This is a genomic window from Novosphingobium sp. G106, assembly GCF_019075875.1.
In the GTDB taxonomy this organism is placed as follows: domain Bacteria; phylum Pseudomonadota; class Alphaproteobacteria; order Sphingomonadales; family Sphingomonadaceae; genus Novosphingobium.
Window position 1 is genome coordinate 3066262 of the sequence record NZ_JAHOOZ010000001.1, and the last position, 24276, is coordinate 3090537.

At 58.8% G+C, this 24276-nt stretch carries 20 protein-coding genes and 2 pseudogenes; 16 read left to right on the plus strand and 6 right to left on the minus strand.

Annotated elements, in window-relative coordinates:
* Positions 1–6 precede the first annotated feature (6 nt).
* The 4 genes from KRR38_RS14565 (at position 7) to KRR38_RS14580 (ending at position 4105) form a co-directional block, all read left to right on the plus strand.
* Positions 7–1164: a TonB-dependent receptor plug domain-containing protein gene (locus KRR38_RS14565; RefSeq protein ID WP_217402655.1), complete on the plus strand. Its 1158-nt coding sequence runs from the start codon at positions 7–9 to the stop codon at positions 1162–1164.
* Positions 1070–2224 carry a TonB-dependent receptor domain-containing protein gene (locus KRR38_RS14570; protein WP_217402660.1) on the plus strand — a complete coding sequence of 385 codons (1155 nt, stop codon included), beginning with the start codon at positions 1070–1072 and terminating at the stop codon, positions 2222–2224. Before KRR38_RS14565 ends, KRR38_RS14570 begins: the two co-directional genes overlap by 95 nt.
* Before the next feature lie 116 nt (positions 2225–2340).
* A complete protein-coding gene (locus KRR38_RS14575; RefSeq protein WP_309141193.1) occupies positions 2341–3063 on the plus strand; it encodes an SDR family NAD(P)-dependent oxidoreductase in 723 nt (240 codons plus the stop codon).
* Positions 3064–3232: 169 nt separating this feature from the next.
* Entirely contained in the window at positions 3233–4105 is an 873-nt protein-coding gene (locus KRR38_RS14580) for a LysR family transcriptional regulator (RefSeq protein WP_217402666.1), read from the plus strand.
* A 1113-nt stretch (positions 4106–5218) separates the two neighbouring features.
* On the opposite strand, the gene KRR38_RS14585 is transcribed toward KRR38_RS14580, so the two are convergent.
* Positions 5219–5953 (minus strand): GntR family transcriptional regulator, encoded by a 735-nt coding sequence (locus KRR38_RS14585; RefSeq protein ID WP_309141055.1) that lies wholly within the window; start codon positions 5951–5953, stop codon positions 5219–5221.
* Positions 5954–6038: 85 nt separating this feature from the next.
* Here KRR38_RS14585 and KRR38_RS14590 point away from each other — a divergent pair, with 85 nt between their 5' ends.
* The 11 genes and pseudogenes from KRR38_RS14590 to KRR38_RS14640 all read left to right on the plus strand — a co-directional run bounded on the left by KRR38_RS14590 (position 6039) and on the right by KRR38_RS14640 (position 18272).
* Entirely contained in the window at positions 6039–6797 is a 759-nt protein-coding gene (locus KRR38_RS14590) for an SDR family NAD(P)-dependent oxidoreductase (RefSeq protein WP_217402668.1), read from the plus strand.
* 10 nt (positions 6798–6807) lie between these two features.
* Positions 6808–7512, plus strand: a complete 705-nt coding sequence (locus KRR38_RS14595) for a CoA transferase subunit A (protein WP_217402670.1) — start codon at positions 6808–6810, stop codon at positions 7510–7512.
* Between the two features lies 1 nt (position 7513).
* On the plus strand, positions 7514–8149 hold the full coding sequence (locus KRR38_RS14600) for a 3-oxoacid CoA-transferase subunit B (protein WP_217402672.1): 636 nt from the start codon (positions 7514–7516) through the stop codon (positions 8147–8149).
* 389 nt (positions 8150–8538) lie between these two features.
* Entirely contained in the window at positions 8539–9408 is an 870-nt protein-coding gene (locus tag KRR38_RS14605) for a 3-hydroxyacyl-CoA dehydrogenase NAD-binding domain-containing protein (RefSeq protein WP_217402674.1), read from the plus strand.
* Between the two features lie 274 nt (positions 9409–9682).
* Positions 9683–10471 carry an enoyl-CoA hydratase/isomerase family protein gene (locus KRR38_RS14610; protein WP_217402676.1) on the plus strand — a complete coding sequence of 263 codons (789 nt, stop codon included), beginning with the start codon at positions 9683–9685 and terminating at the stop codon, positions 10469–10471.
* A 451-nt stretch (positions 10472–10922) separates the two neighbouring features.
* Complete coding sequence (locus KRR38_RS14615; protein WP_217402678.1) at positions 10923–11693, plus strand: SDR family oxidoreductase; 771 nt, start codon at positions 10923–10925, stop codon at positions 11691–11693.
* Positions 11694–11830: 137 nt separating this feature from the next.
* Positions 11831–13358: pseudogene (locus tag KRR38_RS14620) on the plus strand (acyl-CoA carboxylase subunit beta).
* 184 nt (positions 13359–13542) lie between these two features.
* Positions 13543–14373 (plus strand): hypothetical protein, encoded by an 831-nt coding sequence (locus KRR38_RS14625; protein ID WP_217402680.1) that lies wholly within the window; start codon positions 13543–13545, stop codon positions 14371–14373.
* Between the two features lie 507 nt (positions 14374–14880).
* Positions 14881–16491 (plus strand): class I adenylate-forming enzyme family protein, encoded by a 1611-nt coding sequence (locus KRR38_RS14630; RefSeq protein WP_217402682.1) that lies wholly within the window; start codon positions 14881–14883, stop codon positions 16489–16491.
* Entirely contained in the window at positions 16488–16976 is a 489-nt protein-coding gene (locus tag KRR38_RS14635) for a nuclear transport factor 2 family protein (protein WP_217402683.1), read from the plus strand. Before KRR38_RS14630 ends, KRR38_RS14635 begins: the two co-directional genes overlap by 4 nt.
* 588 nt (positions 16977–17564) lie before the next feature.
* Positions 17565–18272 carry a TetR/AcrR family transcriptional regulator gene (locus KRR38_RS14640; protein WP_217402694.1) on the plus strand — a complete coding sequence of 236 codons (708 nt, stop codon included), beginning with the start codon at positions 17565–17567 and terminating at the stop codon, positions 18270–18272.
* Positions 18273–18527: 255 nt separating this feature from the next.
* Here KRR38_RS14640 and KRR38_RS37030 read toward each other — a convergent pair whose 3' ends face one another.
* From KRR38_RS37030 to KRR38_RS14660, 5 genes and pseudogenes are all read right to left on the minus strand, one after another.
* Entirely contained in the window at positions 18528–18656 is a 129-nt protein-coding gene (locus KRR38_RS37030) for a hypothetical protein (protein WP_256449460.1), read from the minus strand.
* Positions 18657–18662: 6 nt separating this feature from the next.
* A complete protein-coding gene (locus KRR38_RS14645; RefSeq protein ID WP_217402695.1) occupies positions 18663–19820 on the minus strand; it encodes a serine hydrolase in 1158 nt (385 codons plus the stop codon).
* Between the two features lie 456 nt (positions 19821–20276).
* Complete coding sequence (locus KRR38_RS14650; RefSeq protein WP_375293420.1) at positions 20277–21071, minus strand: enoyl-CoA hydratase/isomerase family protein; 795 nt, start codon at positions 21069–21071, stop codon at positions 20277–20279.
* Complete coding sequence (locus KRR38_RS14655; protein WP_217402699.1) at positions 21062–22132, minus strand: phosphotransferase family protein; 1071 nt, start codon at positions 22130–22132, stop codon at positions 21062–21064. The genes KRR38_RS14650 and KRR38_RS14655 overlap by 10 nt, the downstream gene beginning before the upstream one ends.
* Positions 22129–23317, minus strand: a pseudogene (locus tag KRR38_RS14660) (acyl-CoA dehydrogenase family protein). The gene KRR38_RS14655 and the pseudogene KRR38_RS14660 overlap by 4 nt, the downstream one beginning before the upstream one ends.
* Positions 23318–23584: 267 nt before the next feature.
* Here KRR38_RS14660 and KRR38_RS14665 point away from each other — a divergent pair.
* Positions 23585–24226 carry a TetR/AcrR family transcriptional regulator gene (locus KRR38_RS14665; RefSeq protein ID WP_217402701.1) on the plus strand — a complete coding sequence of 214 codons (642 nt, stop codon included), beginning with the start codon at positions 23585–23587 and terminating at the stop codon, positions 24224–24226.
* Positions 24227–24276: the final 50 nt, after the last annotated feature.

Consider the following 24276-nt stretch of genomic DNA (forward strand, 5'->3'; position numbering starts at 1 on the left):
GACAAAATGAAATCGATAACGAAATGCGTATCTGCTATTTCGGTGCTGACGATTGCCATAATTCCGGCATCGAGCGCTATGGCTCAGGCGCCTTCGAGTTCTGGTCCGGCCGAAGCAGCAGATGCAAACTCCCTCGGGGACATCGTCGTCACAGCCCGCCGTCGCTCGGAGAGCTTGCAGAGGGTGCCGGTCGCCGTGACCGCCCAGACGGGGTTGCAACTTGAGCGCAGCGGTATTCACGACCTGATGGACCTCAACCGGTCAACTCCTTCGCTATCTATTTCGGCTTCGTCGCGCGGCAGTAACGTTCCAAATGTCGTAATTCGAGGTCAGCGCCAGATCGATACCGGCATCAACACCGATCCTGCCGTTGTTCTGTACGAAAACGAACTGCCATTCGTCCGCCCGAATGGCCTTAACGGCTCGTTTTACGACATTGAGTCGGTCCAGGTTTTGCGCGGTCCGCAAGGAACACTATTTGGCCGCAACACGACTGGTGGAGCGCTGCTGATAACCACCAATCGTCCCACGGATAAAGTGCAGGGACGGATCGCCGGATCGGTCGGGAACTTTGCCTTCTGGGACGGGGAGGCGATGCTGAACCTGCCGATCGGCGAAGGTATCGCGCTGCGAGTCGCCGGGAAGATTACGCGCAGAGACGGCTATATGCACGACCGCGTGAGCGGACGGGAAGCGAACAACGTGAAGAACGACGGCGAACGTGCGACACTGCGGATCGACCGGGGCATCGTTACTTCCGACTTCATGTACGAGCGATTCTTTGGCACCAACAACGGCACATTCAATCAGATCTTTGGCGTTGTCGGGCCTTTTGCAGCGTCACTGAGCGCGGAGGTTGCGGCAAATCGATCCAATCCCTACACCTATGTCAATAATACGCCAGGGGAAGAAACGTCCAAGGCCGAAACTTTTGGCAACATCACGACTCTCCGCCTCGCAGACGAGATTAGCTTGAAGAATATAATCGGGTGGCGCAATGTTTCGTCTTTTAGTCGGCAGGACTTTGACGGATCATCCGCATTCTTGCTTTCCAACGACGGTGTCACGCATGTCAGGCAATTCAGCAACGAACTTCAGCTTTCCGGGAAGAGCGGAAATCTCGACTGGGTGGGGGGGATTGTTCTATTTCAACGAGCGTGGTGATGATTTGTCCAATTTGCGGCAGGTCGGTAGCACCGGATTGCTGCGGAGTTCGGGCATCGTCAATGTCCGCAATCGCAGCTATTCCGCGTTCGCCTCTGTAACTTACAAGCTTCCCTGGTTGGAGGGACTCTCAGCCACGGGTGGCTTTCGTTATACGAAGGACAAGCGGTCGGGGACCGCGCTTCAGACTGTCAATGGCGCTTGCAACCTCAAGTTGACGAACGGATCATTCATCTGCGGTCTTCCGGGTGAAGTCTCGTACTCGAAGCCAAGCTGGACGCTTAGCCTCAACTACCAGGCATCCCCGGACGCCTTGCTCTATGTGGCACACCGGCGGGGTTACCGCGCCGGCGGCTTGCAGAACCGCGTGTCGATAGAGTCGGCAGCGGTTCCATTCGAGCCCGAGACCGTCAACGATGTGGAAGTCGGCGCAAAACTCGACTTCGACATAGGGTTCCCGGCTCGAGTAAACATCGCAGCTTATAGCGCGTGGTACAAAAATCTTCAGCGCGTTCAGTCGTTGACGCTTCCGGGAACTACAACCCTGGTGTCGCTCACATTCAATGCCGCCGCAGGAAAAACCAAGGGCATTGAAATTGAGACAACCCTCAAGCCGACCAGCCGCTTGACGCTCACCGGTGGCTTTGCGTTGACAGACATGATTTACTCAAAGTACTTTTTCGGCGGTGTAGATGTGTCCCATCAAAATTACAGCTACGTTCCGAAGTATACGGCGGATGCTAGCGCCGCATACGTACTTCCGATCGCTGAACAACTGGGTACAGTGACACTCAGCGGCAACGTTCACTATCAATCGAATATCCAGATTGCCGACGTTCCGAAGCCCTTCTTCATCTTGCCTGGATACACGTTGGTAAACGCGCGGATGGAGTGGTCGAATCTCCTGAATTCTAATTTCAGCGCGTCCGTCTTCGCGAACAACCTATTAAACGAGGCATATTTCCCAAGTGGCGCTTCGATTACGGACTCTCTTGGTGCGGCCGTTCGCGTAGTTGGCGCTCCTCGCATGTACGGAATACAGGTGCGCTATGAATTTTAGACGGTGCTCGCCTCCATCCAGGTGTTGCTTGCGGATCGAAGGAGGGGACGGAACGTGATAGGGATCATCGCCGCGGGATCAACGCAGTGACGAGCCTAGCAGGAAAGCTGGCTGTCGTGACAGGCGGCGCGGCGGGGATCGGTAGAGCAATTGCCCTGAGATTGGTGCATGATGGAGCCTCTGTGGCAATCATCGATCGCGATGCGACTTCGCTGGCAACCACTCGCGATTTGGTTTTACAACATGGGCGCTGCGCCGGCGCCTTTGCTGCCGACCTAACGGTTTCGGACCAACTCGAAGCGGTATTCGAATATATTCGCCGCGACGCAGGAAATGCGGACATCTTGGTGAATAATATAGGCGGTAGTAGCCGAGGTTCTGCCGAGTTTTTCCAAGAATCCGACCTATCGAGTCTCGAAAGACTGATCGATCTGAACCTATTTTCAGCCGTGCGAGCGACCCGGGAAGTCATTCGCGGGATGATAGGCGAGCGTTGGGGACGCATTATCAATATCAGTTCCGAGGCAGCATTTACTGCTGGTTCGAGAAACTGGGACTACGGCGCCGCCAAAGCAGGCGTGATCGGCTTTACACGAGCGATCGCCCGCGAAATGGCGGAATACGGAATTACGGCAAATGCCGTTGGGCCTGGCTTGACGCGAACGGCTACCTTCGATGCCTTGGTTCCGGAACTCCGGGCGCAGGCGCTTGCGGCTTCGCCGATGGGTCCAGCCGAACCTGAAGACATCGCACATGCGGTGGCGTTTTTCGCAAGCATCGAGGCTGGTCATGTCACTGGCCAGACGCTTCTGGTCAATGGCGGAAGTTGGATGCTTTGACCTAGTTCAAATCGAAGAATCGTTCACCAGGCAGCTGCTGGGCACGGTTGACTTTACCCCTCAGCCGACCATGTTTGCTGACTGTTGCAGCGTGCCGCCTTGAGTGAGCTCTCGCGATTGAGCGAGATAGGTTTCCATTTTTTGGCCGGTGCCGTGTCGAGTAGGGCCAATGGAACTTCGTCACCTCCGCTATTTCGTCGCAGCCGCTGAGGAGGGGAATATCAGCAAAGCGGCTGACCGATTGAATGTGGCTCAATCTGCCCTGTCGCGACGAATCCAAGCGCTTGAGGAAGAGTTGGGATTTGCATTGTTCGTACGCGATCGTAAGCGGATACGTATCACACCGGCAGGCTCCTACTTTTTCACGGAATGCCGAAGGATACTCAACGAACTTGCTGCGATGAAAAGGCACGCTGGCGAAATAGCAGCTGAGCACAGCCGCAAGATGATCATCGCATTAAATCCCGCTGCAGCTCTAAGCGGACAGATCATGAACGTCTTGACGAACTTCCAAGCGGGTTTTCCGGACGTCGATACCGAACTCCTGACTATGCCCTCGCTGGCGCAAATAGCCGCAATTCGCGAGGGAGAAGTCGATGCGGGCTTCATTCACATGCCGCAAGAGGTTTCCGATTTGCAGTCCGTCGAGGTCATAAGCGGCCGGCTCATGATAGCCATCAACTTGACCCATGATTTGGCAAGCAAGCCTGAGTTGCGCCTTGCTGATTTCAAGGAAGAGCCTTTCCTGTGGGTGCGAGAACCAGACGTGATGTTCGCGCACGATCTGGCTTTGAAGGCATTTCGCGCCGCCGGTTTTGATCCGCACATCGTCAACCGCGTTTCCAGTTTTGAAGCGTCGCTGGCTCTGGTTTCGGCAGGTGCTGGTCATTCGCTGACACATTCCCTCGCTTCGGGTCACAATGCCAACAACGTTATATTCCGTACGCCGGAGGATTTCGATATCTCCCTACCTCTCGTGCTCGCTTGGAAAAAGGTGTCACCGCACCCGCTCGTGCCAAGTTTGATCGGTCAGTTGAAATGAATGCAAGTCGTGGGATCGCCGGGACGATTCACGAATGTAGGCAGCTTTCAAGCAGGCTATTTGCCGCCTCATAGGTCGGCTACGTTGGAAATCGCCGCAAGGGTATCCTGGTTTGAAATGATGGTTCGTGACAATTCTCGGCCCCATAATGAAGAAGATTACTGCTGTAAGTGTTTCGGGGCACAAGTTCAAGCTGGGTTAGCTAGCGCCAAAATTGTTGAAGATTCGCTGCAAAATGACTGATTTATCCCAATTGAATTTTCCTTTTCGAGCGCTTGTATTCACAAAATTTACGGCACGAAAGGCCATCCACACATCCCAGTCCTCGAGCTCGGTGCCGAGTTCGGCGCGGGATCGCTCACCGCGGAATCTTTGGGAAGATTAGCCGATAAGGTCGACGAATACTGATTCCCACGAGCGGCCAAGGGGCGAGTGGGGAGAACCTGCCGGCATAGCAGGCCGGCTGCTGCGCTTCCTCGACTGTCCGCAAAGGGCGTAATCCCCCCGGCAACGGAAATGGTGACGTCCCTAGCGGCACGCCTCCACGTACTCCACCGTCAGTTCGATCAGGCACGGCAACTTCTCAGCTCGCTGCTCTGCGTGAGCTCGCCTTCACAGATCAGCGGCTGCCCCAGGTTCTACGAATAGAGCTCGCGCTACTGCGCTTCGCTTGGAATGTGAGCAACGCAAGATCGGCATCCGCATGCGGAACATCATCGCGTGTTTGGCGGTGTCGCGAACCACTTTGGTGCGGGCAGTCGCTTCCGCGCCGGCGCTCACGTCTGTCTCTCCTTTCATTCGCGCTTGATGCGCCTTGGGGGCGACGATTTATGCACCTCGGTCGGTCCTTCGCCGATCCGAAATGCCCTGATTCCTGAAAATCCTGCTCGACTTACGTTTTGTCGGTCACCGCGGTGCCACCCGTCGCCTGGACGCAGCGGCCCGCCACACGCATCAATGCCGCATCAACCGCAAACTTGGTCGTCGAACCCTCGTCTATACCGAGCGCGCTCGTGTCGAGAATGAAGGCGAACGAGCAGGATAATTCTCGATGAAAATTCCAGGCCGCTTCTTAGCGGGAATCAACAGCTTCAGGTCGGCCATCGCAAATCTTCAAATCGAATTTAGGGCGCCTTTTTCACGCGCAACGTCGAAATCGGCTGCGCGATGCGTAATTGAATCACGTGCAACGACTGCTCCGATGACCGAGCGCACGTGCTCAACATGTCGCTTGCCCGCGAGCTCCGCGCCGCGTGGATCACGAGCGACAACCGCATCGTAAATGGCTCGATAATCGGCAAGACGTATCTGCCGCAATAGCGGTGATTGAAATTGAGAATAAATTATATGCATGCCGATTGCAGGAAAAAGACGGTATAATTCGCGATTATTTCCGATTATTAACAACGTTCTATAAAATTGTCTGCGCGCCTTACTGAATGTGTCAGCATCCATTTCTGATCTCGATTCATTCAGTACTTGCATCGTCGAAACCAGCGCATCACCGTGATTGTTGATATCAAATCTGATCGCGGCGGTCCGTGCAAGCAGCCCTGTCATAACCGATGCCACATCCAAAATCTCATGCGTTTCCGCTTCATCCAGTACTCGGATGGAAGGTGATTTGTTTCTACGCGGGTCGACTACACCTCGCACAGCCAATCGCTGGATCGCCTCGCGGACCGCGTTGCGGCCGACACCGAAACGCTGCGCCAGGTCAGTTTCGATCAATCGCTGACCCGGGACCATACGATGGGCCTCAAGGTCCCGCATGATCCCGAAATATACCTTCTGAGAGGCTCCATAAGGCTCCGGGGAGAGAAGCGGATCCATATCGATGTCGCTCACTGCCGGGGAACCTCGCATAATCTCCTTTCTTGATTGTTCCACAATCGTGCTCCAATAACAATCGGTATCGCTTTGGGAGTCGAGCATGAATGCACCCGTTTGGGACTTGTCGGGACGGACGGCCCTGATCACCGGAGCATCGAGTGGATTCGGGGCCCATTTCGCGAAGGTGCTCGCTGCCGCTGGTGCCGCGGTCGTATTGGCAGCAAGACGCACCGAAAAGCTCGCAGAAATTGCCGCGGCGATCGCCGCAAAGGGCGGTCGCTGCTCCACGGTGACGCTCGATCTCGAGCGATCATCAAGCATTGCGGCCCTCGAGCCCATTCTCGAGAATATCGATGTCGTTGTGAACAATGCAGGCCTTACCCGTGAGGCGGCGTTCCTTGATCAATCCGAGGACGATTGGGACGCGGTGATCGATACCAACGTCAAGGGCATGTTCCTCGTCACCCAACTCGCCGGCAAGGCGATGCGAGCGAGCGGGCGCGGAGGATCGATAATCAACGTAGCATCGATCCTTGGACTACGGCAGGCGGGCGGGGTTGGGCCCTATGCCGTTTCGAAGGCGGCGGTGATCCAGCTGACCAAGGTCGCAGCGCTTGAACTCGCACGCTTCGGCATAAGGGTGAACGCGCTGGCGCCTGGTTATTTCGCGACTGAACTCAACAATGACTTCTGGGAAAGCGATGCGGGCAAGGCGATGATCCGGCGTATCCCGCAGCGCAGGCTTGGTCAGGTCGAGAATCTGGACGGCCCCCTGTTGCTGCTCGCGTCCGACGCTTCGGCTTACATGACCGGATCTGTGATCGAGATCGACGGCGGGCACCTTGTGAGCTCGCTCTAGCGAGGACTTTATGGCGAAGAAGATTTACTCCGATGCAGCGGATGCCCTCCAGGGCCTGCTCTTCGACGGCATGACCATTGCTGCCGGCGGCTTCGGCCTGTGCGGCATTCCCGAGACCCTCATCGGCGCGATTCGCGAGGTCGGCGTCAAGGATCTCACAATCATATCGAACAATGCGGGCGTCGATGACTTCGGACTCGGTCTTCTTCTACGCAGCCGCCAGGTGCGAAAAATGATCAGTTCCTATGTTGGGGAAAACAAAGAATTCGAACGCCAGTATCTCTCTGGTGAGCTAGAACTAGAATTTAATCCCCAGGGCACGCTTGCCGAGCGGATACGTGCGGGAGGCGCCGGCATAGCCGGTTTCTACACACGCACCGGTGTTGGCACCATTGTGGCAGACGGCAAGGAGGAAAAGACCTTCAAAGGCGAACGCTACATACTGGAGACGGGCCTTGTCGCCGATCTGGCGATCGTGAAGGCATGGCGAGGCGATGCGCGCGGCAACCTTGTCTATCGAAAGACAGCTCGCAACTTCAACCCCATGGTCGCGACTTGCAGCGCTGTCACGGTAGCCGAAGTTGAAGAAATCACTCCGGCCGGCGAGATCGATCCCGATCACATTCATACCGCGGGCATTTTCGTCCAGCGAATGATCCCGGCGACTCAAAACGAGAAGCGTATCGAGAAGCGCATCGTGCGCGCGGAGATCTGACATGGGCTGGACCCGCAATGAAATGGCGGCGCGGGCCGCCGGCGAACTGCGAGACGGGTTTTACGTAAATCTCGGGATCGGTATCCCCACGCTTGTCGCAGATAACATTCCGCCAGGGATCGATGTGACCCTGCAGTCGGAGAACGGGATGTTAGGCCTTGGGCCCTACCCCCGTGCGAGCGAGGTCGACGCCGACGTGATCAATGCCGGCAAGGAAACGATCACCGAAATGGCCGGCACCAGTTATGTCTCGTCGGCCGACAGCTTTGGCATGATCCGTGGTGGCCATATGGACGTGTCGGTCCTTGGCGCGATGGAAGTCGCCGAGAACGGCGATATCGCCAACTGGATGATCCCGGGAAAGATGGTCAAAGGGATGGGCGGCGCTATGGACCTTGTCGCCGGCGCCAGGAAGATTATCGTGTTGATGGATCACGTCTCGCGCGATGGAACTCCAAAGTTCCGTAAATCCTGCACCTTGCCGCTAACAGGTTCGAACGTCGTCGATATGGTCATCACTGACCTGGCCGTGTTCCAAAGACCGGATCGCAGATCCCCTTTCCGTCTTGTCGAGCTGGCTTCTGACACGTCGCTTGGAATCGTTCGGTCACTTACCGAAGCGCATTTTGACATTTGAACATCGCGCGCGACACCCATCTCGGCTGACGCGCCGCCGAGACCGGCCAATGAACCCGGCCGCCCGCCGACTTGGACCATTCGTTCGCAATTCGGCGCATGGCGGCGGGATTTGCGGGAAGTCGGCGCGGCGGTGCTCAAGTTCCGCCCGGCGCCACGGGCTACGATTTTCGCAGTGATCGCAACACCCAGCCCACCTCGACGATCGGACCAGCCCCGACGCGCGCGATGGTACCGGCGCCGTAGCGCATATGGATCGACCGGCTGGCCCCTCCTGTCGAAGCCGAACCTCCCTACAACGGCAAATGCACGCAAAACCCCTAATCTCTTTTTTGAATATATCTTCAATTTTTGTTGCACTGCAGTGCCGCATGTGCGAAGCAACCGCCTATGAAGAACGTAGGCGTCATCGGTTCGGGTATGATGGGTCAGGGCATCGCCCAGACTTCCGCGCAATTTGGCCATCACGTGTTCCTGACCGACGTCTCCCCGGAAATAGCAGAAAAGGGCAAGGCCACGATCGCCAAGGCGCTCGACAAGCTGGTCGGCCGCGGCAAGCTCGATGCGGCTGAAGCCAAGACCGTGCTCTCGCGTATCACGCCGATCGGCGAATATGCCCCGCTGGCCGATGCCGACATCATCATCGAGGCCGCCACCGAGCGCGAAGAGATCAAGCACAAGATCTTCGAGCAGGCGGTTAAGGTCCTCAAGCCCGACGCGATCCTCGCCTCGAACACCAGCTCGATCCCGATAACCCGCATGGCCGCGCGCGTGCCCGATCCCTCGCGCTTCATCGGCATGCACTTCTTCAATCCGGTGCCGGTCATGGGCCTGATCGAGATCATTCCCGGCCTGCCCACTTCGGCCGAGACCACCGCCAAGGCACGTGCCTTCGCCGACAGCCTCAAGAAGGAAGTCGTGCTGGCCGGCGACGAGCCCGGCTTCGTCGTCAACCGCATCCTGTGCCCGATGTTGAACGAGGCAATCTTCGTGCTCGGCGCCGGCATGGGCTCGATCGAGGACATCGACACCGGTTGCCGCATCGGCCTCAACCACCCGATGGGCCCGCTGACCCTGGCCGACTTCATCGGGCTCGACACGCTCTTCGAGATCATCAAGGTGCTCCACAAGACCACCGGCGATTCCAAGTACCGCCCGGCCCCGCTTCTGGTAAAATACGTCGAAGCCGGCTGGATCGGCCGCAAGGTCGGCCGCGGGTTCTACGACTACACCGGCGAAAAGCCCGTCCCCACGCGCTGAAGCGATTGGCCTCCAATCCGTCCAGCGAAGACAACGAGATCGATGCCACGGCAGAGAGCAAGCTGCCCGGTGCGGCTGACATTCGGCACCTCGCCCTGGCGCCCTTTTAGCGGGTCGCGCCGCGCGAGTGACAAGTGCCGGTGCACGCCGATTTACGTCCCCGGACCCCCGCTTGTGACAGCGCGCTTTTTTTGAAGAAGAAATAAAAACGCTTGCTCTCGCTGGGCTTTCGTCTGAAAAGTGGGCTGCAATGGGATGCGCGAAAGGGAGCCGCATGTACGAAAATTATGAGAGCCTGAAATTTGAAAGGCGCGGAAAAGTCCTTACCATCACGATGGACAATCCGCCGATGAATTCGGCCAGTGTAAGTCTTCATACCGAACTCTCTTACGTTTTCTATGACGTAGCTCGCGATCCAGAGTGCTCGGTAGTTGTGTTGACTGGTGAAGGTCGTGCGTTTTCGGCCGGCGGCGACATCAACTTGATGCTGGAACGGGCAGAAGATCCGCACTGGCAGTCTAAATATTTTCGCCGCGGCAATTTTATCATCCACAGCATGCTGGGTCTAGAGAAGCCGATTATTGCACGCATCAATGGTCACGCCATGGGTTTGGGCGCAACGGTCGCCCTGCTCTGCGACCTCACGGTCGCGTCGGAGAAGGCCAAGATCGCCGATCCTCATGTCGCCATGGGGCTTTCGGCGGGAGACGGCGGCGCCTTCATCTGGCCGCAAATGGTCGGTTTCGCCCGGGCCAAATGGTTTTTGCTCACCGGTGAACATCTGACCGCGAGCGAAGCCGTAGAAATCGGCCTTATCAACAAGTGCGTTCCGCCCGAGCAGCTTGACGAGGTGGTTTATGCGCTTGCCGACAAGCTCGCCAATGGACCGACCCACGCACTGAACGCAACGAAGCGCAGCGTAAACATGCTGCTGCGTCGCCAGGTCGAAGGGGTGATCGAAGCGCACCTTGGGCTCGAGATGCTCACAGTATTCACGGAAGATCACAAGGAAGCCGCCCGCGCCTTTCTGGCAAAGGAGACGCCCGTATTCAAAGGTTGCTAGTCAATTGTCCGGAACCTCGCGAAGTATGGATCCGATCTGTAATTACAAGCGGCCCTGCCTATGCCGCTCCGCTGTTGCATATCTGATCCATTCGCTTGGCAATGGAAGGGTTCTCTTTGGTCAAGGAATCGTGAACCCGACTTGGCGGCAACCAAGAGAAAGCGCCGGACGGCGCTTTGGCGCTCTGTGCAGCATCGCGCGAAACAGTGCGTATCACATGAGGCGCTGAAGCATGGTCCCGCGGCCCGCACAATAGGCCTGCTTGGTGTCGCGCCGGCCCATTCGGCGTCATTTAAGATCTGTTCTGAAGGGCGCGCTTCGTACTGCAATTGAGCCTGGCGCCCCGCCGACAGACGCGTTGCGGCACAGGTCTTTTGCGGGGTTGGAGACGCGGGCGATCGGCGATGAATTGGCGGCGACAAAGTAAGCCCACCACACAGGAGAATGGCAAATGTCAGGGGCGCGCACAATTTTGATTACGGGCGCCGCGGCAGGAATAAATGCCGCAACGGCGGACCACTTGCGCGGTTTGGGCCACCGAGTAATCGGTGTCGATCTTCGCGATGCAGATATAATCGCAGACCTCGCGACGCCAGATGGTCGCGCAGCCATGGTCGAGCAAGCCAAAGCACTGGCGCCGGGCGGGCTTGACGGCATCGTCGCCGGGGCGGGCGTTTCACGGCCGGATCAACCCGGACTCGCCGTACAGGTCAATTATTTCGGCGCGGTCGCCACCTTGGAAGGGCTCCATCCGCTGCTGTCTATATCCAGATCGCCCCGCGCCGTTGCTGTCGTTTCGACCGCCAGCCTGCTTCCCGCTTCGGCCGGAACGGTTTCCGCATGCCTGGCCGGGGATGAACATCGCGCGATCGCGGCGGCACAGGCCCATCCTGCAACCGCTTATGCGGCAAGCAAGAAGGCTCTGGCGCAGTGGCTGCGCCGCAATGCCGTGACACCTCGGTGGGCCGGTAGCGGAGTCGCGTTAAACGGGGTCGCACCCGGCGGTGTCCATACGGCGATGATGGCGGAGATTGATCGCGATCCGAAGTTTCAGGCAATGATGACCAACACCACTCCAAAGGCGGTCGCCAGCTATGCCCAGCCCCAGGACTTGGGTGAAGTGATCGGTTGGCTTGTCACCTCAAAAACAAGTTATCTTTTGGGTCAAATAATATTCGTCGATGGCGGGAGCGACGCAATATTGCGCCCTGATACTTTCTAGATCGATCCAAGGGCTGGAACATCGGCAGGAGAACCCTGCACGTCAACCCGACGAGTTCGCCAAGCGATACGGCGAACGCGATCGCGTTCCGGCTCGGATGGATCTGGCGCATTTCCCACCCGGACAGGAGATTAGTATTGTCTGCAAATATCGCCGAAATGGAGCGACGACGAGCCGCGGCCCAGTTGGGAGGCGGCCAGCGACGCATTGACGCCCAGTATGCCAAGGGAAGGCTGACCGCTCGAGACAGGCTGCAAATCCTGCTCGACGAGGGAAGCTTCGAAGAGATCGACGCATATGTCGAGCATAATTGCGTCGACTTCGCCATGGCGGGGCAATCCATCCCTGGCGACGGTGCAGTCACCGGCTCGGGCACGATCAACGGTCGGCTCGTCTATGTTTTCAGCCAGGACTTTACCGTATTTGGGGGGTTCACTGTCCGAGCGCCAAGCGCAAAAGATCTGCAAGGTCATGGACATGGCAATGAAGGTCGGCGTTCCCTTTATCGGCCTCAACGACTCGGGCGGCGCGCGCATCCAGGAAGGGGTGTCCTCTCTCGCCGGCTATGGCGAAATATTCCGGCGTAACGTCAAGGCATCGGGTGTCATCCCTCAAATCTCTTTGATCATGGGACCTTGCGCCGGGGGTGCCGTTTACTCGCCGGCAATGACCGACTTCATCTTCATGGTGAAGGACTCCTCCTACATGTTCGTCACGGGCCCGGACGTCGTGAAGACTGTCACGGGCGAGCAGGTAAGCCAGGAAGAGCTCGGTGGCGCGATCACGCATTCGACCAAGACGTCGGTCGCCGACCTGGCGTTTGAAAATGACATCGAAGCCTTGCTTGGGGTTCGCGATTTCGTAGACTTCCTGCCCCAGTCGAGACGCGATGAGGGGCCTGTTCGTCCATCAGCCGACCCGTGGGATCGCGTCGAGGACAGCCTAGACACGGTCGTACCCAGCTCACCGACCCAGCCTTACGATATGCACGAAGTGATCGGCAAGGTCGTAGACGAGGGCGAGTTTTTCGAGATTCAGCCCGCTCACGCCGGCAACATTCTTTGCGGTTTCGGGCGTATCGAGGGGCGAACTGTCGGTGTGATCGCCAACCAACCTATGGTGCTGGCAGGCGTACTCGATATCAATGCCTCGAAAAAGGCGGCGCGCTTCGTCAGCTTCTGCGATGCCTTCAACATTCCGATCGTGAGTTTCGTGGACGTCCCTGGCTTTCTTCCTGGTACGGGCCAGGAGCATAACGGGATCATTAAGCACGGAGCGAAGCTCGCTTTCGCCTATGCCGAGGCAACGGTACCAAAAATCACGGTAATCACCCGCAAAGCCTATGGCGGTGCTTACATAGTCATGGCCTCCAAGCACCTGGGCGGCGATCTCAACTACGCCTGGCCCACCGCCGAGATCGCGGTCATGGGTGCCAAAGGCGCGGTCGAGATCATTTTCCGAGGTGAGGACAGCGAAGGGATCGCTGAGAGGACTAAGGAATATGAAGATCGTTTTGCCAATCCCTTCGTCGCCGCTTCCAAGGGGTTCATCGACGAAGTCATTTACCCCCATTCGACGCGGCGTCGCATCGCGCTGGGCCTGCGCAAGCTACGCAACAAGCAACTCGACAACCCTCTCAAGAAACACGGGAATATCCCGCTTTGACGACCAGGCTTTGAGGCGCTGGCATGTTTGAGCCTCGCGACGAAATGGTCGGTAGAATTGGCACTGTCACAGCCGGGATCGTTGACGGCGCTGGTTTTCAAGCGAGTGGACTGCGTCGAAGTTGGCCAAGAATGGGTCTATCCTCCGCATCACGGTCCGAAGCTTGTTTTCAGGAGATGGGAATATGGACGCAGTCCGTACCTTTTCGATCATACAGACCGCTGTAGTCACACACTCGCGCAGTGAAGGGGTAGCGCGGGTCGCGGATCTATTCGCCGCGGTTCCCGTCGATCTGGAGGGAGGTTCCGACGCCGGGAAGGTCAAGGGAACGGTCATCGCCTTTGCCAATGGGACCAACTTTGAGGTACTCGATCCCCTGGAAGAGAACCACACGCGTTACCGTTTTCTCCGCCGCAACGGACCGGGCGCATATATGCTGAGTTGTTCGCTTGAGAACGAGGATTGGAAGGCGGTTGGCGAGAGCTTCGCCGCGCACGGCGTCAGGGCCGTCGTCGAGGGGCCCTTCGGCCAAAAGCATCTATATCGTTGGCACCTGCATCCAAAAGATGCCGGCGGCCTGTTGATCTTGACCAGCGTGATGAAGGATCGGGACGACAACGCCGACTGGGCCGGAGAAAATTGGGCGAATGACATTCCGTTCAACACCCGCTTCGTCGAAGAGATACGTGGCTACGCCGCACGTACCCTCGACCCGGTCGCGGAGAGCGAGACATTCGGCAAGGTCGGCTTCACTATGCGGCCGTTGGCCGGCGGGGGCATGGGCTGGCGCGGGCCGACCGGAAACGTTCTCGAGCTCTGGCCCCAAGATAGCTGGGACGGCCCGGCGGTGGATCAACGGCGCGACTTCGCAGTCGTTTTGAAAGCCAGCAACCGTGAGGGATTGTTGCGCCGCATGAGCCATCTTGGCTTCACCTTCATGGACGGTGTCGCCGGAAGGCGGATACTGTCCAGCATTGACCCGGTACTGGGCGTACGTTTCGCGATCGAGACATGAAGCATGCCACGCATGCACTGTATTTGCTTCACCCCACCGAAGTCATTGTGCAATCGCGCAATTCTGGTCTAGCGAGCACTCTCGTGGCAGGCGACAAAGCGCTCTAGGGCTGCCCGCCTGAATTTGGCCGACACGGACATAACTTGGCTGCAATCCGCAGCGCCACCGGGGCGGGCCCCCTCGCCCGCACAAGCGTCCTGAAGGGCGTCAGCCACGCACCGACGGAAACCGAAAGCCAGCAGTTCCCTCAGCCTGGTCCCGCCCGAAAATCGGCTTCGGATTTTTGAATTTTGAATTGATTATCTCCGGTAACTGTGCGAGCGCGACGGCAGAGGTTGGACCAGGGGGGACCTCGCGCCACAGGAGAGAAGGCGGAACCTCAAGTTCGAACTCGGATGCATTGTCCGTTCACGAGCATTTCTTCCGCTCTGCATCCCGTTTCGGTTGTGCGCCCCTGATCGGAGGCGAAAATCGCGTCAAGCGCACCCGCTGTCGTCGGAGCCATCTATGCCGTCTAAGTCCGCCCCTGCCCTTGAGTTTACGCCCACGACCGTTGGCCTACTTCGCCACGCGCTCGACCATTTCCCTCATAATGACTTCATCGTCGAACCCGATCGGCGCTTGACCTATGCGGACGCCGAACGCCTTTCGCGCGCTTTCGCCAAGCGGCTTCTGCTTCTGGGAGTGACGAAGGGAACGCGCGTTGCGGCCAAGTATGGCAATAGCGTCCAGTGGGTGATCGCCTGGCTGGCAGTGACGCGGATCGGTGGCTTTTTCATGCCGTTGAGCTCAGCGTACAAGACGGGCGAGACGAAGAAATGCCTGCGGATCGGAGACGCGGAATTCTACTTGAGCCCGACTCACATTATCGGTCGCGAACAGCTGTCCGTCGTCGAGGAGTTGCTCACCCGCTCCCTACCGGGCGGAGAGGCTCCGCTTATGATCGCAGACTTGCCCTATCTGCGTAAGGTCGTTTTCACCAGTTACGGCGGCAGCGAGACGGCATGCGCAATTGATCTGGCGGCGCCCGACCCGGCGATCGATGCGCAAGTCTCGGATGCATTTCTGGCGGAAATCGAGAAGGAAGTGACGCCGGCGGACTGGATGCTGGCAATCTTCACGTCGGGAAGCACCAGCGACCCCAAGTGCGTCATCCACACACATGGGGCGCCGATCCGCCACGGCACCGCTATCATCGATATCAATGAATGGACCAGCACTGACCGCATTTTCGCGGGGATGCCGTTCTTTTGGGTCGGCGGAAACTGCTACACGGTGATCCCGGCGATGATGATCGGGGCGACCGTGGTCTGCCTGGAGCGATTTGAGGCCGGAGCGGCATTGGATCTCATGGAACGGGAGCAAGCAACGCGCGTCATCGGTTGGCCAGGCGTGATCAACCCTCTGCTGGAGCATCCCAGCCTGCCCACGCGGTCGATTCCCGGCATGCAGGATCCTGTCTGGAATCCGGCGATCGCCTGGGGGACCGGCCTCGGCATGTCGGAAACTGGTTCCAACCACACCGGAATGTATGTCGCAGAACGTCTCGCAGCGGCCGGCTCGGTGGGGCGCCCAATCCCCTTCCTCGAACACAAGATTGTCGACGACGACACGAAGCAGCCAGTTGCGCCCGGCGAGACGGGCAGCATTCATGTTCGGGGCTACAGCCTCATGGCGGGTTTCTACAAGCGGGAGCGCGAGGACACATTCGAACCCGATGGCTTCTATGACACGCAGGATCGGGGCTATTTCAAAGGAGATTTCCTCTGTTTCGCAGGCCGCGATGTCGGCCTTATCAAGACCGCTGGTAACAATGTGTCGGCGCTGGAGGTCGAGGCTGCCCTCAAGTCGTTTCCCGGGATTGCAAACGCCTATGTGGTCGGACTGGAGGATGCCGCCCTGGGCCAGATCGTCGGTGCCGCTGTGGTGCCGAGCGAATCGCAGGGCGTGGATGTCGAAGCGCTTCTCGCATCCCTCCGCAGCCAGCTCTCCAATTACAAGGTACCCAAGGTCGTTCGAGTGCTCGATGCCCAAGACGTTCCCGTTCTGAGTAACGGCAAGATGGACTTCCGCGCTCTTGTCAGTGCGATCGCCAAGGAAAGGACGTCCGCGGGATGACGACCGACGAATTCATGGCGATCGAGCAAATCCGGGCTACGATTACTCGCTATGCCTGGTCGGTCGATGCCGCGGACTATGTCGCCATGGCGCGCTGCTTCACCGTGGGTGGAAAGCTCCAAGTGACCAGCGAAATGACCCTTCATGGACGTCAAGACATTTCGGATACGCTTGGAGGCCGCGCTCTGGCACGCGGTCACGGCAATTCCGGAACAAGATTCCAGCGGCACAACGTCAGCAACATTCAAATCGAACTGGACGGTGACCGTGCGGCGGCACGCTGCTATTTTACGGTTTTTACTGAAATCGGACTGGATCACCTTGGCCGCTACGAAGATCGGTTCGTCAAACATGGAACAGAATGGCTTATGGAGGATCGGGTTTGCCGTCTGGACGCCGTCAGCGCGCGCTCGCGCTTTGCACCTGCCTTAATGGGCGAGGCGCCCTTCATACAAGAGACCGGAGAGGCTCAAGCGCCGCCCTAATCAGAAAATGCGCCTGCGTGGAACTGGCGCGGCCTACCGCCCTGCGCCGATCATCTCCGCCGCGCGATCCGCGATGGCTGGGATCGCAGCACGGGTGGTTCCGGTCTCACTTTCGGCACTCGAAATTCGTCGTTCCCACGCCACAGTGCGACATCTCGCACGTTGAGTTCCCGATCCAGGAGGCGGCCGCGCAGCTTCCCGTAAAGCCTCCGGTGAGATCTGTGTCGAACATTGCGTCAGTACGACCTGTGGAGTGATCGTCGGAAAGCTCGATCGCTGAACGATCGACGGATCAGCCCGCATCAACTATGGCGAAGGCCTTCACAGGTATCAGAGCCAGCTGAGCGGCGCTCGGAGAGGGTTAAGCCAAACACCCCTGATCGAGAAGACAAATCAACGGACTTCCAACCGATGGCTAGCGCTTTTGTGCCGCCTAACTGAGTACTGACTGGAGTCTTGTAGGTTGAGCACTCGATGACGAAGAATGATATTTTGCGTGCTTCCATACTTGTAAATTCCGACCGTTGACAAGGATGGCCCGAGGCGGCCATCAAGTCGGCAGCCGCGTTCGGCATGAGGGTTCTAGGCGTGAATAAGGCGATCAAAGTGGGCGAAAAAGGCGCTAGATCTAGTGACTTGAAGAAGTCCGAGATAACCCGTCAACGGTTACTGGACGCGGCGGCGCGGGTCTTCGCAACGCGGGGGTACGCACATACCCGCCTCAGCGATGTGGCCCGGGAAGCCAATTCCCACGCCGGCGGCATCTACTACTATTTCGCGTCTCGGGAAGAGCTGGTTTCGGAGGTGCTCGACATCTCCACCATCAAAGCTATCGCTGCGCTCGAAGCTGCACTGGATTCGCTGCCCCCGGATGCAGGCGTGCGTGAGCGACTGCTGACGGCCGCGACTACGCTGCTCGAAGGCATCATGGCTAATGATCTGTTCAACCTGGCCCATAATCGAATTTATTCGCAAGTTCCTGATGATGTGAGAGCCCGACACAGCCCCCTTCTCCGCCAATATTTCAACATCTGGAGGCAAATTATTATATCAGGCCAGAAGAGTGGCGAAATCTTTGACGATGTCGATCCAAACATCTTGCGATTGACGATAATCGGAAGCATTCAGTGGACCAGCGAGTGGGTTAATAGTTCTGACAGCAGCGCTGCAGTGCTCGCGGAAAAGATGATGCGGATCTTCTTTGACGCGACAATTGCCCCGGTAAAAACCACTGTCCCGCCGGAAAAAACCGCGCGCTTCAAAACACGGCGCGGCAGAGTGAGGAAGCGGCCGTGAAAGCGGGGCGGCGGTTGAAAGCTTCGCTGACCATTCGGGAACGCGGGCGCTTCCAACGAACTTGACGCGCGTTTCGCCCGACGCCGGGCCGGCAAACCGGCTTGGCCTGGTCGAAAGGACCTCGACGCTCGACCGATCGGCTTGGCTATCTCGATCTCAATCTCCATCCCGAATGGCCCGTAGACCTACTGGATGGAACGCCATGCTCCTGAGCCAAGCCAAAAGCATTGCACGGCCAGCCAAAAATCCTCGTCACTACGTATTCAGCGGGCGGCCGTGCTCGGGATCGAGCCTCTGGGCAAGCGCTGCCGCTTCCGTGAACGGGCGAAAGCCGAAATGGGCGGCGCTGAAAAGGTGGGAGACCACCAGGGCGCCTGTAGCCATACACATTCATTCGATTCCTAGCTGCCTGCGGACCGCGTCTACGACGATGAGAGCAGTGTCATCTTCTCGGGCCCCAGGTGCCTGCAGCCGATTATGCGTAAAGGCCACCGCGAGCTTTGTCTTGGGATCTGCAAAGCCGATCGAGTTGCCGGCTCCTGGATGACAGATAGCACGGCTGTGTTTGGCCGCTGCGCAGGGCGGCTGGTCCGAACCCAGCCAAAAACCCGCTATTCCCAGCGGGATCGGCGCCCCGAACATTACTGGATCGGGTTCATCACCGTGATGGCGCGGGGTGTTGAACGTGCGCACCAGGTCTTCCGACAGTATCCGGACACCGTCGAGTTCGCCGCCTTGCGCTAACATCGCCCAGAAGCGAGCGCAGTCCTTCGCCGTGAAAATCCCGCCAACTCCGGCAATTTCGGCGCGCCGCACCTCGGGCAGTTCGAAAACTGAGGGCTTGAGATCGACCTGCGGAGGCATCGAGGCGACGTAGAGCGGCGGCGCAAATTCCGGAGGTATCTCGGGGCGGCTTTCGATTTGCTTGGCGACCCGGTGGAACTGATCGTCGGGCAAGCCGATCCAGATGTCTCGGGCGCCCAGCGGCAGCGAAATTTCTTCGCGAATGAAAGTGCCGATGGAGCGCTTCGCGGGATCCGTGCGGCGTACAATTTCCCCGACTATCCAACCGAAGGTCATCGACAGGTACAGAGCCTTTTCGCCTGGCGGGGCAAGGGGTGTGAGTGCAGCAATCTGGCTTGTCATCCATTCCCAGTCGCACATCAAATGCGGATTCACACCCTCGGGCATCTGGGGAATTCCGGCCCGGTGCGTCAGCACGTCCCGAATGGTGGTCGCCTCCTTGCCGTTTGCCGCGTATTCGGGCCAATAGTCTCGGACCTCGGCATCATACGAAACGAGGCCGCGATCGACCTGGATGTGGAGCGCGGCCGCTGCGACGGCTTTCGTCACCGAATACATATTGAATAATGTGTCACTGCCGACCATTCGACCCGATTCCGGGTCGGCAAGGCCGCCGAAAGTGTCGATCACCAAGTCGCCATCGAGGTAAGCTGCCACCTGTACGCCGACCTCGCGCCCCTCGCCAATCAGGCGGGCAATCGTGTCGTCAACGAGTGTCGAGTTGGCGGGAATCGGAACGGTCATCCTGGTATCCTATGCGTGAGGAAAAGACTGGAAAGTCACATGGTTTCGAGATCGAGCACACCAAGTCGCGGCCAGAACCGTCCGACGCTTTCATCATTATGAGAATCGCTCGCCGGGCCGAGCGCAGAGGGTTCGCACTGACCGAACGGGGAGGAGCAGCGCGTCGCTCGAGACCGGCGAGGCCACCTTTACAATCGCGTTCGCGCCCGAACCAGCGAGCCCAGCCATCCTCAATCCTCTAAATCCCCGAGGTGTTAGCAAATGCTAACATCCGCACCCCAACGTCTCAAGGCAAATGCACGAAGGCAATCAATCGCACCGTCGCATCGCGTAGCGGAGCTGGATCGATCCTGGACCGGGGAGAGATGGATGGCCTCCATAACGATCACCGCGAAGGTTCGATCGGGCGCCGAGCCTTTACGGGAGGTCCCGCCGCTGAGGCCGGACGGTTGGCAATTACAGGGGCCCGAAATCTGGAGAGCGCTTCTCAAAATATGCTGCCAGTCCTTCGCGACAATCGCTCGATCCGCCGGCTCGGACAATCGACTGCAATTCATTGGCAAGTTGCGTTTCGTAGCTGGTTTCAAATGATGTGCGCAGGAGCGATCGCGCGGCGCCGAGGGCCGCCGTTGCGGCCTTGGCAAGATTGCAAGCTACCAGCTCTCCTTCGCTGGCCAGCGTGCCATCCGCGACGACACGCGTCACTAGCCCAATAGCCTCCGCCTCCGCGGATTTTATGCGGCGATCGGTAAGGATGATTTCCTGCGCTTTGCGCAGACCTACGAGGCGCGGGAGCCACCAACTCATTCCGCCATCCGGAGTCAGCCCGAGCCCGCCATAAGCTGCGGTAAAATGGGCGGAGGCTGAGGAGAGCACCACATCGCCCATGATCGCCAAGCTGAGCCCGGCACCGGCGGCAGGTCCGTTGACCAGGACAAGCAGCGGCTTGGGCATGCGCGCCAGCGCGGCCAAGGCAGCGTGTAAAGTACCCGCGAGATCGCTCAATAGCGCATCGACGTTGTCGCTCGAGCTTCGGAACAGATCGACGTCGCCACCGGCACAGAAAAGCCGGCCTGCGCCCGTAAGCACTACACAGCGAATGGATGCGTCGGTCAGGCAGCGAGTCGCTACCTCGAACAACGCCCGCGCCATCGACAAATCGATCGCGTTGCCGACCTCCGGGCGGTTTAACGTGATCCGCGCAAGATCGCCGGCGACATCGAACAGGACCGGCGCTTCGCTCACTTGCAAGCCTCCATGCTCTCCACAGCGAGTGAGATTAGCTTGGGCAGCTTGTTCGCGCGTTCCATAGCGTGGGCAGACGCCGCCGTCCCGCGGATTGCCCGGCCCTTGATGCCATGGAAGATCGCGGCCATCCGGAAGAAGCCAAACGCAATGAAAAAGGCATAGTCGCGGTCGGAGATCGGCGCCCGGCCGGCATTCCGAGCATAAGCAGCGCGATAGGCATCTTCGTTTGGAATATTGAGATCCGCAAGATCGGCGCCTGCCAGACCAGCAACTATGTCCGGCGGCATGCGATACATCATCGCATGGTTCGCGAAGTCGGCCAGCGGATGGCCAAGCGTCGACAGTTCCCAGTCTAGAACTGCCAGAACGCGGGGTTCGGACGGATGGAAGATCATGTTATCGCAGCGGTAGTCACCGTGGACGATCGCCGTCTCATCGCCAGCGGGGATTGCCGTCGGCAGCCAGGCGATAAGTCGGTCCATCCCGGGATCGCGGCCAGCGTCCTGGTCCTCAAGATACTGCTTCGACCAACGTGCTATCTGCCGATCGAAATAGTTGCCCGGCCTGCCATAGTCCCCGAGGCCGATCCCGGCCGGATCGATACTATGAAGTTGGGCGATGGTCTGGTTCATCGCCTCGAAGTAGGACGGGCGATCCTCCCGCGGTACGCCCGGAAAGGTTGCATCCCAAAAGTTGCGACCTTCCACCATCTCCATGACGTAGAACCAGCTGCCGATGATGCCATCGTCCGTACACAATCCATAGACATGTGCGACGGGAAACCCCGTCTTGCCTAAGGCCGCGATGACCCGCGCCTCCCGCTCGACCGCATGGGCCCCCTTCAGCACTGGACCCGGCGGCTTGCGGCGAAGCACATATGATCGATCAGGCGTGATCAACTTGTAGGTCGGGTTGGATTGCCCGCCCTTGAACTGCTCGACCTTGAGCGGCCCGGAGAAATCCAGGATATTTTCCGCCATCCAGCAGGCCAGCGAGCCCTCGTTGAAGGCATAGCCTTCGCGCACAGCCGTGGTGCCGGAATTCGCCTCTTCGCTCGAGCTCATGACTGGGCCGCCTTCCAATCGCGCTTGATCTTCTTTGCCAGGCTCCATTTATGAACTTCTGTTGGACCGTCATAAATGCGGAAGGCGCGGATCTCGCGGAAGACCCGCTCAACGATGGTCTTGTCGGTGACCCCGGTTCCGCCCATTATCTGGACGCAGCGGTCGGCGACGCGCATGAGCGCCTCCGACACCGCAACCTTGGCCATCGAGCTTTCCACCGTACCCAGCGCTCCGCTGTCCAGCACATCGGCGCACCAGAAGGTCATCAGTTCGGCTTGCCTCAAGTCGATCATGTTCTCGGCAAGCATGAAGCCGACGCCTTCATGATCGATCAGCGGCTTGCCGAAGGCCTGGCGGCGGTTTGCATAGTCGGTGGCGATCTCATTCGCCCGAATGCAAGCGCCCAACCAACGCATGCAATGAGAAAGCCTCGCGGGGCTGAGACGGATCTGAGCATATTTGAAGCCATCGCCTGCATTGCCGAGCATCTGGTCGGCGGGCACCCGAAGATCATGGATCTCGACGGTGCAATGCCCGCCCGGCATCGAATTGTCGATGGTATTGGGAACGTGGACGATCCTGATGGCTGGATCGGGAAGATCGACGAGGAACATGCAAGCCCCCCTCTTCCGCCTTGGCCATTACGATGCCGACCTTGGCGCCGTCTGCACCCGTGATGAAGGCCTTACGTCCGTTGATCACCCAATGGTTGCCGTCGAGCCGACAGGTCGTCAACATCATCGAGGGGTCCGAGCCGGCGCCATTGTCTTCGGCAGGCTCGGTCATGAAAAAGGCGGAACGGGCGCGCCCTTCGACCAGCGGCTTCAGGAATCGTTCTTTGATCGCCGGACTGCCCACGATGCCGAGGAGATACATGTTGCCCTCATCGGGCGCCTGAGTGTTGCATGCGTGAGGCCCGAGCGGGGACAATCCGGATGCAATAAGCACCTGCGCGGTTTCGCGCTGGGTCAAATGGCCGCCGCCGGGGAGGACGTGCGGGGTAAGCAGGCCGGCTTCTCGCGCCTTGTCCTTGAGCGCCATGACCAGATCGTCCGTCGGGGCGCCATGATGGTCGCGGCGGGGATCCTGCTCGTAGGGCACGACGACGGTGCGGACGAATGCCTCGACACGCGCCGCGAGCTCCGTTGTACGTTCGGCACCCAGGCCGTTGCTGACCGCACTCATCGTGCCGTCGCCCACTCGCTACTGACGACGATCGCCAACAGGTTTCCCTGCATTTTCCTCAATCCCATCCTGCGCTCCTAGCTTCACCTTGTGACGACGACTTTCCCGCGGCGCCGAGACTTGCAGAATCGGTCCGTTCGGGAGGACCCAACCGACCCATGATGACTACCACCATCATTTCTCGAACGCATGTCGGTTTTTTTATACTCGTGAGTAGATTGCTTATCCTGGAGTTTCTTGTCAAGGTGCGAGTGTTAGGAGTTTCACTTGCCCTCGAAGTCCGCGGCCGCCCCCGACTCCCCGTTCCGCAGCCGGGAAGGACGTCTCGATGATCGCGCCCGCAAGCGCGAGGCGGTGCTGCGCGCAGCCGTACGCATGTTCAACGAGCGCGGGTTTCACTCGGCTTCGCTCGACGAGGTGGCAGCGAGCCTCGGGATCAGCAAACCGACGATCTATCATTATCTCGGCAACAAGGAGCAGGTGCTGATCGAGTGCGTGACGCGGGGGCTCGAGCAGCTCAGTACCGCCGCGGAGCAGTCCCGCAAGGCACCGGGAACCGGCCTGGACCGGCTGATGACTTTCCTGCGGCGCTATGCCCAGGTCAACATGGACGATTTTGGCCGTTGCGTCATTCGAACCGGCGACGAAAGTCTTTCTCCCGTGGGCGCCGAGCAGTTTCGTGCGCGAAAGCGCGAAATCGACAGGTCTTTGCGGAAACTGATCGAGGACGCGGTCGCGGACGGATCCGCCGCGGACTGCGACGTCAGATTGACAGCCTTCGCCCTCGCCGGCGCGCTTAACGGGCCGGCGCGGTGGTACGATCCCGACGGCCCCATGTCGCCCGAAGAAGTAGCGCGCCGTCTGGTGGAACAGCTCGTGACTGGAATTGCGCCGCGTCCAGCCGCGTGATTTGAGCGGTTTGCGATGCGGGTCAGGCTCGACTCGATTTCTTGGGGCTA

Excerpts from the sequence above, each read along its gene's own strand:
- KRR38_RS14565 (WP_217402655.1), top strand. The coding sequence starts at position 7 with ATGAAATCGATAACGAAATGCGTATCTGCTATTTCGGTGCTGACGATT.
- KRR38_RS14570 (WP_217402660.1), top strand. The coding sequence starts at position 1,070 with ATGTCAGGCAATTCAGCAACGAACTTCAGCTTTCCGGGAAGAGCGGAA.
- KRR38_RS14580 (WP_217402666.1), top strand. The coding sequence starts at position 3,233 with ATGGAACTTCGTCACCTCCGCTATTTCGTCGCAGCCGCTGAGGAGGGG.
- KRR38_RS14590 (WP_217402668.1), top strand. The coding sequence starts at position 6,039 with ATGAATGCACCCGTTTGGGACTTGTCGGGACGGACGGCCCTGATCACC.
- KRR38_RS14595 (WP_217402670.1), top strand. The coding sequence starts at position 6,808 with ATGGCGAAGAAGATTTACTCCGATGCAGCGGATGCCCTCCAGGGCCTG.
- KRR38_RS14600 (WP_217402672.1), top strand. The coding sequence starts at position 7,514 with ATGGGCTGGACCCGCAATGAAATGGCGGCGCGGGCCGCCGGCGAACTG.
- KRR38_RS14605 (WP_217402674.1), top strand. The coding sequence starts at position 8,539 with ATGAAGAACGTAGGCGTCATCGGTTCGGGTATGATGGGTCAGGGCATC.
- KRR38_RS14610 (WP_217402676.1), top strand. The coding sequence starts at position 9,683 with ATGTACGAAAATTATGAGAGCCTGAAATTTGAAAGGCGCGGAAAAGTC.
- KRR38_RS14615 (WP_217402678.1), top strand. The coding sequence starts at position 10,923 with ATGTCAGGGGCGCGCACAATTTTGATTACGGGCGCCGCGGCAGGAATA.
- KRR38_RS14625 (WP_217402680.1), top strand. The coding sequence starts at position 13,543 with ATGGACGCAGTCCGTACCTTTTCGATCATACAGACCGCTGTAGTCACA.
- KRR38_RS14630 (WP_217402682.1), top strand. The coding sequence starts at position 14,881 with ATGCCGTCTAAGTCCGCCCCTGCCCTTGAGTTTACGCCCACGACCGTT.
- KRR38_RS14635 (WP_217402683.1), top strand. The coding sequence starts at position 16,488 with ATGACGACCGACGAATTCATGGCGATCGAGCAAATCCGGGCTACGATT.
- KRR38_RS37030 (WP_256449460.1), bottom strand. The coding sequence starts at position 18,656 with ATGGCTACAGGCGCCCTGGTGGTCTCCCACCTTTTCAGCGCCGCCCAT.
- KRR38_RS14645 (WP_217402695.1), bottom strand. The coding sequence starts at position 19,820 with ATGACCGTTCCGATTCCCGCCAACTCGACACTCGTTGACGACACGATT.
- KRR38_RS14655 (WP_217402699.1), bottom strand. The coding sequence starts at position 22,132 with ATGAGCTCGAGCGAAGAGGCGAATTCCGGCACCACGGCTGTGCGCGAA.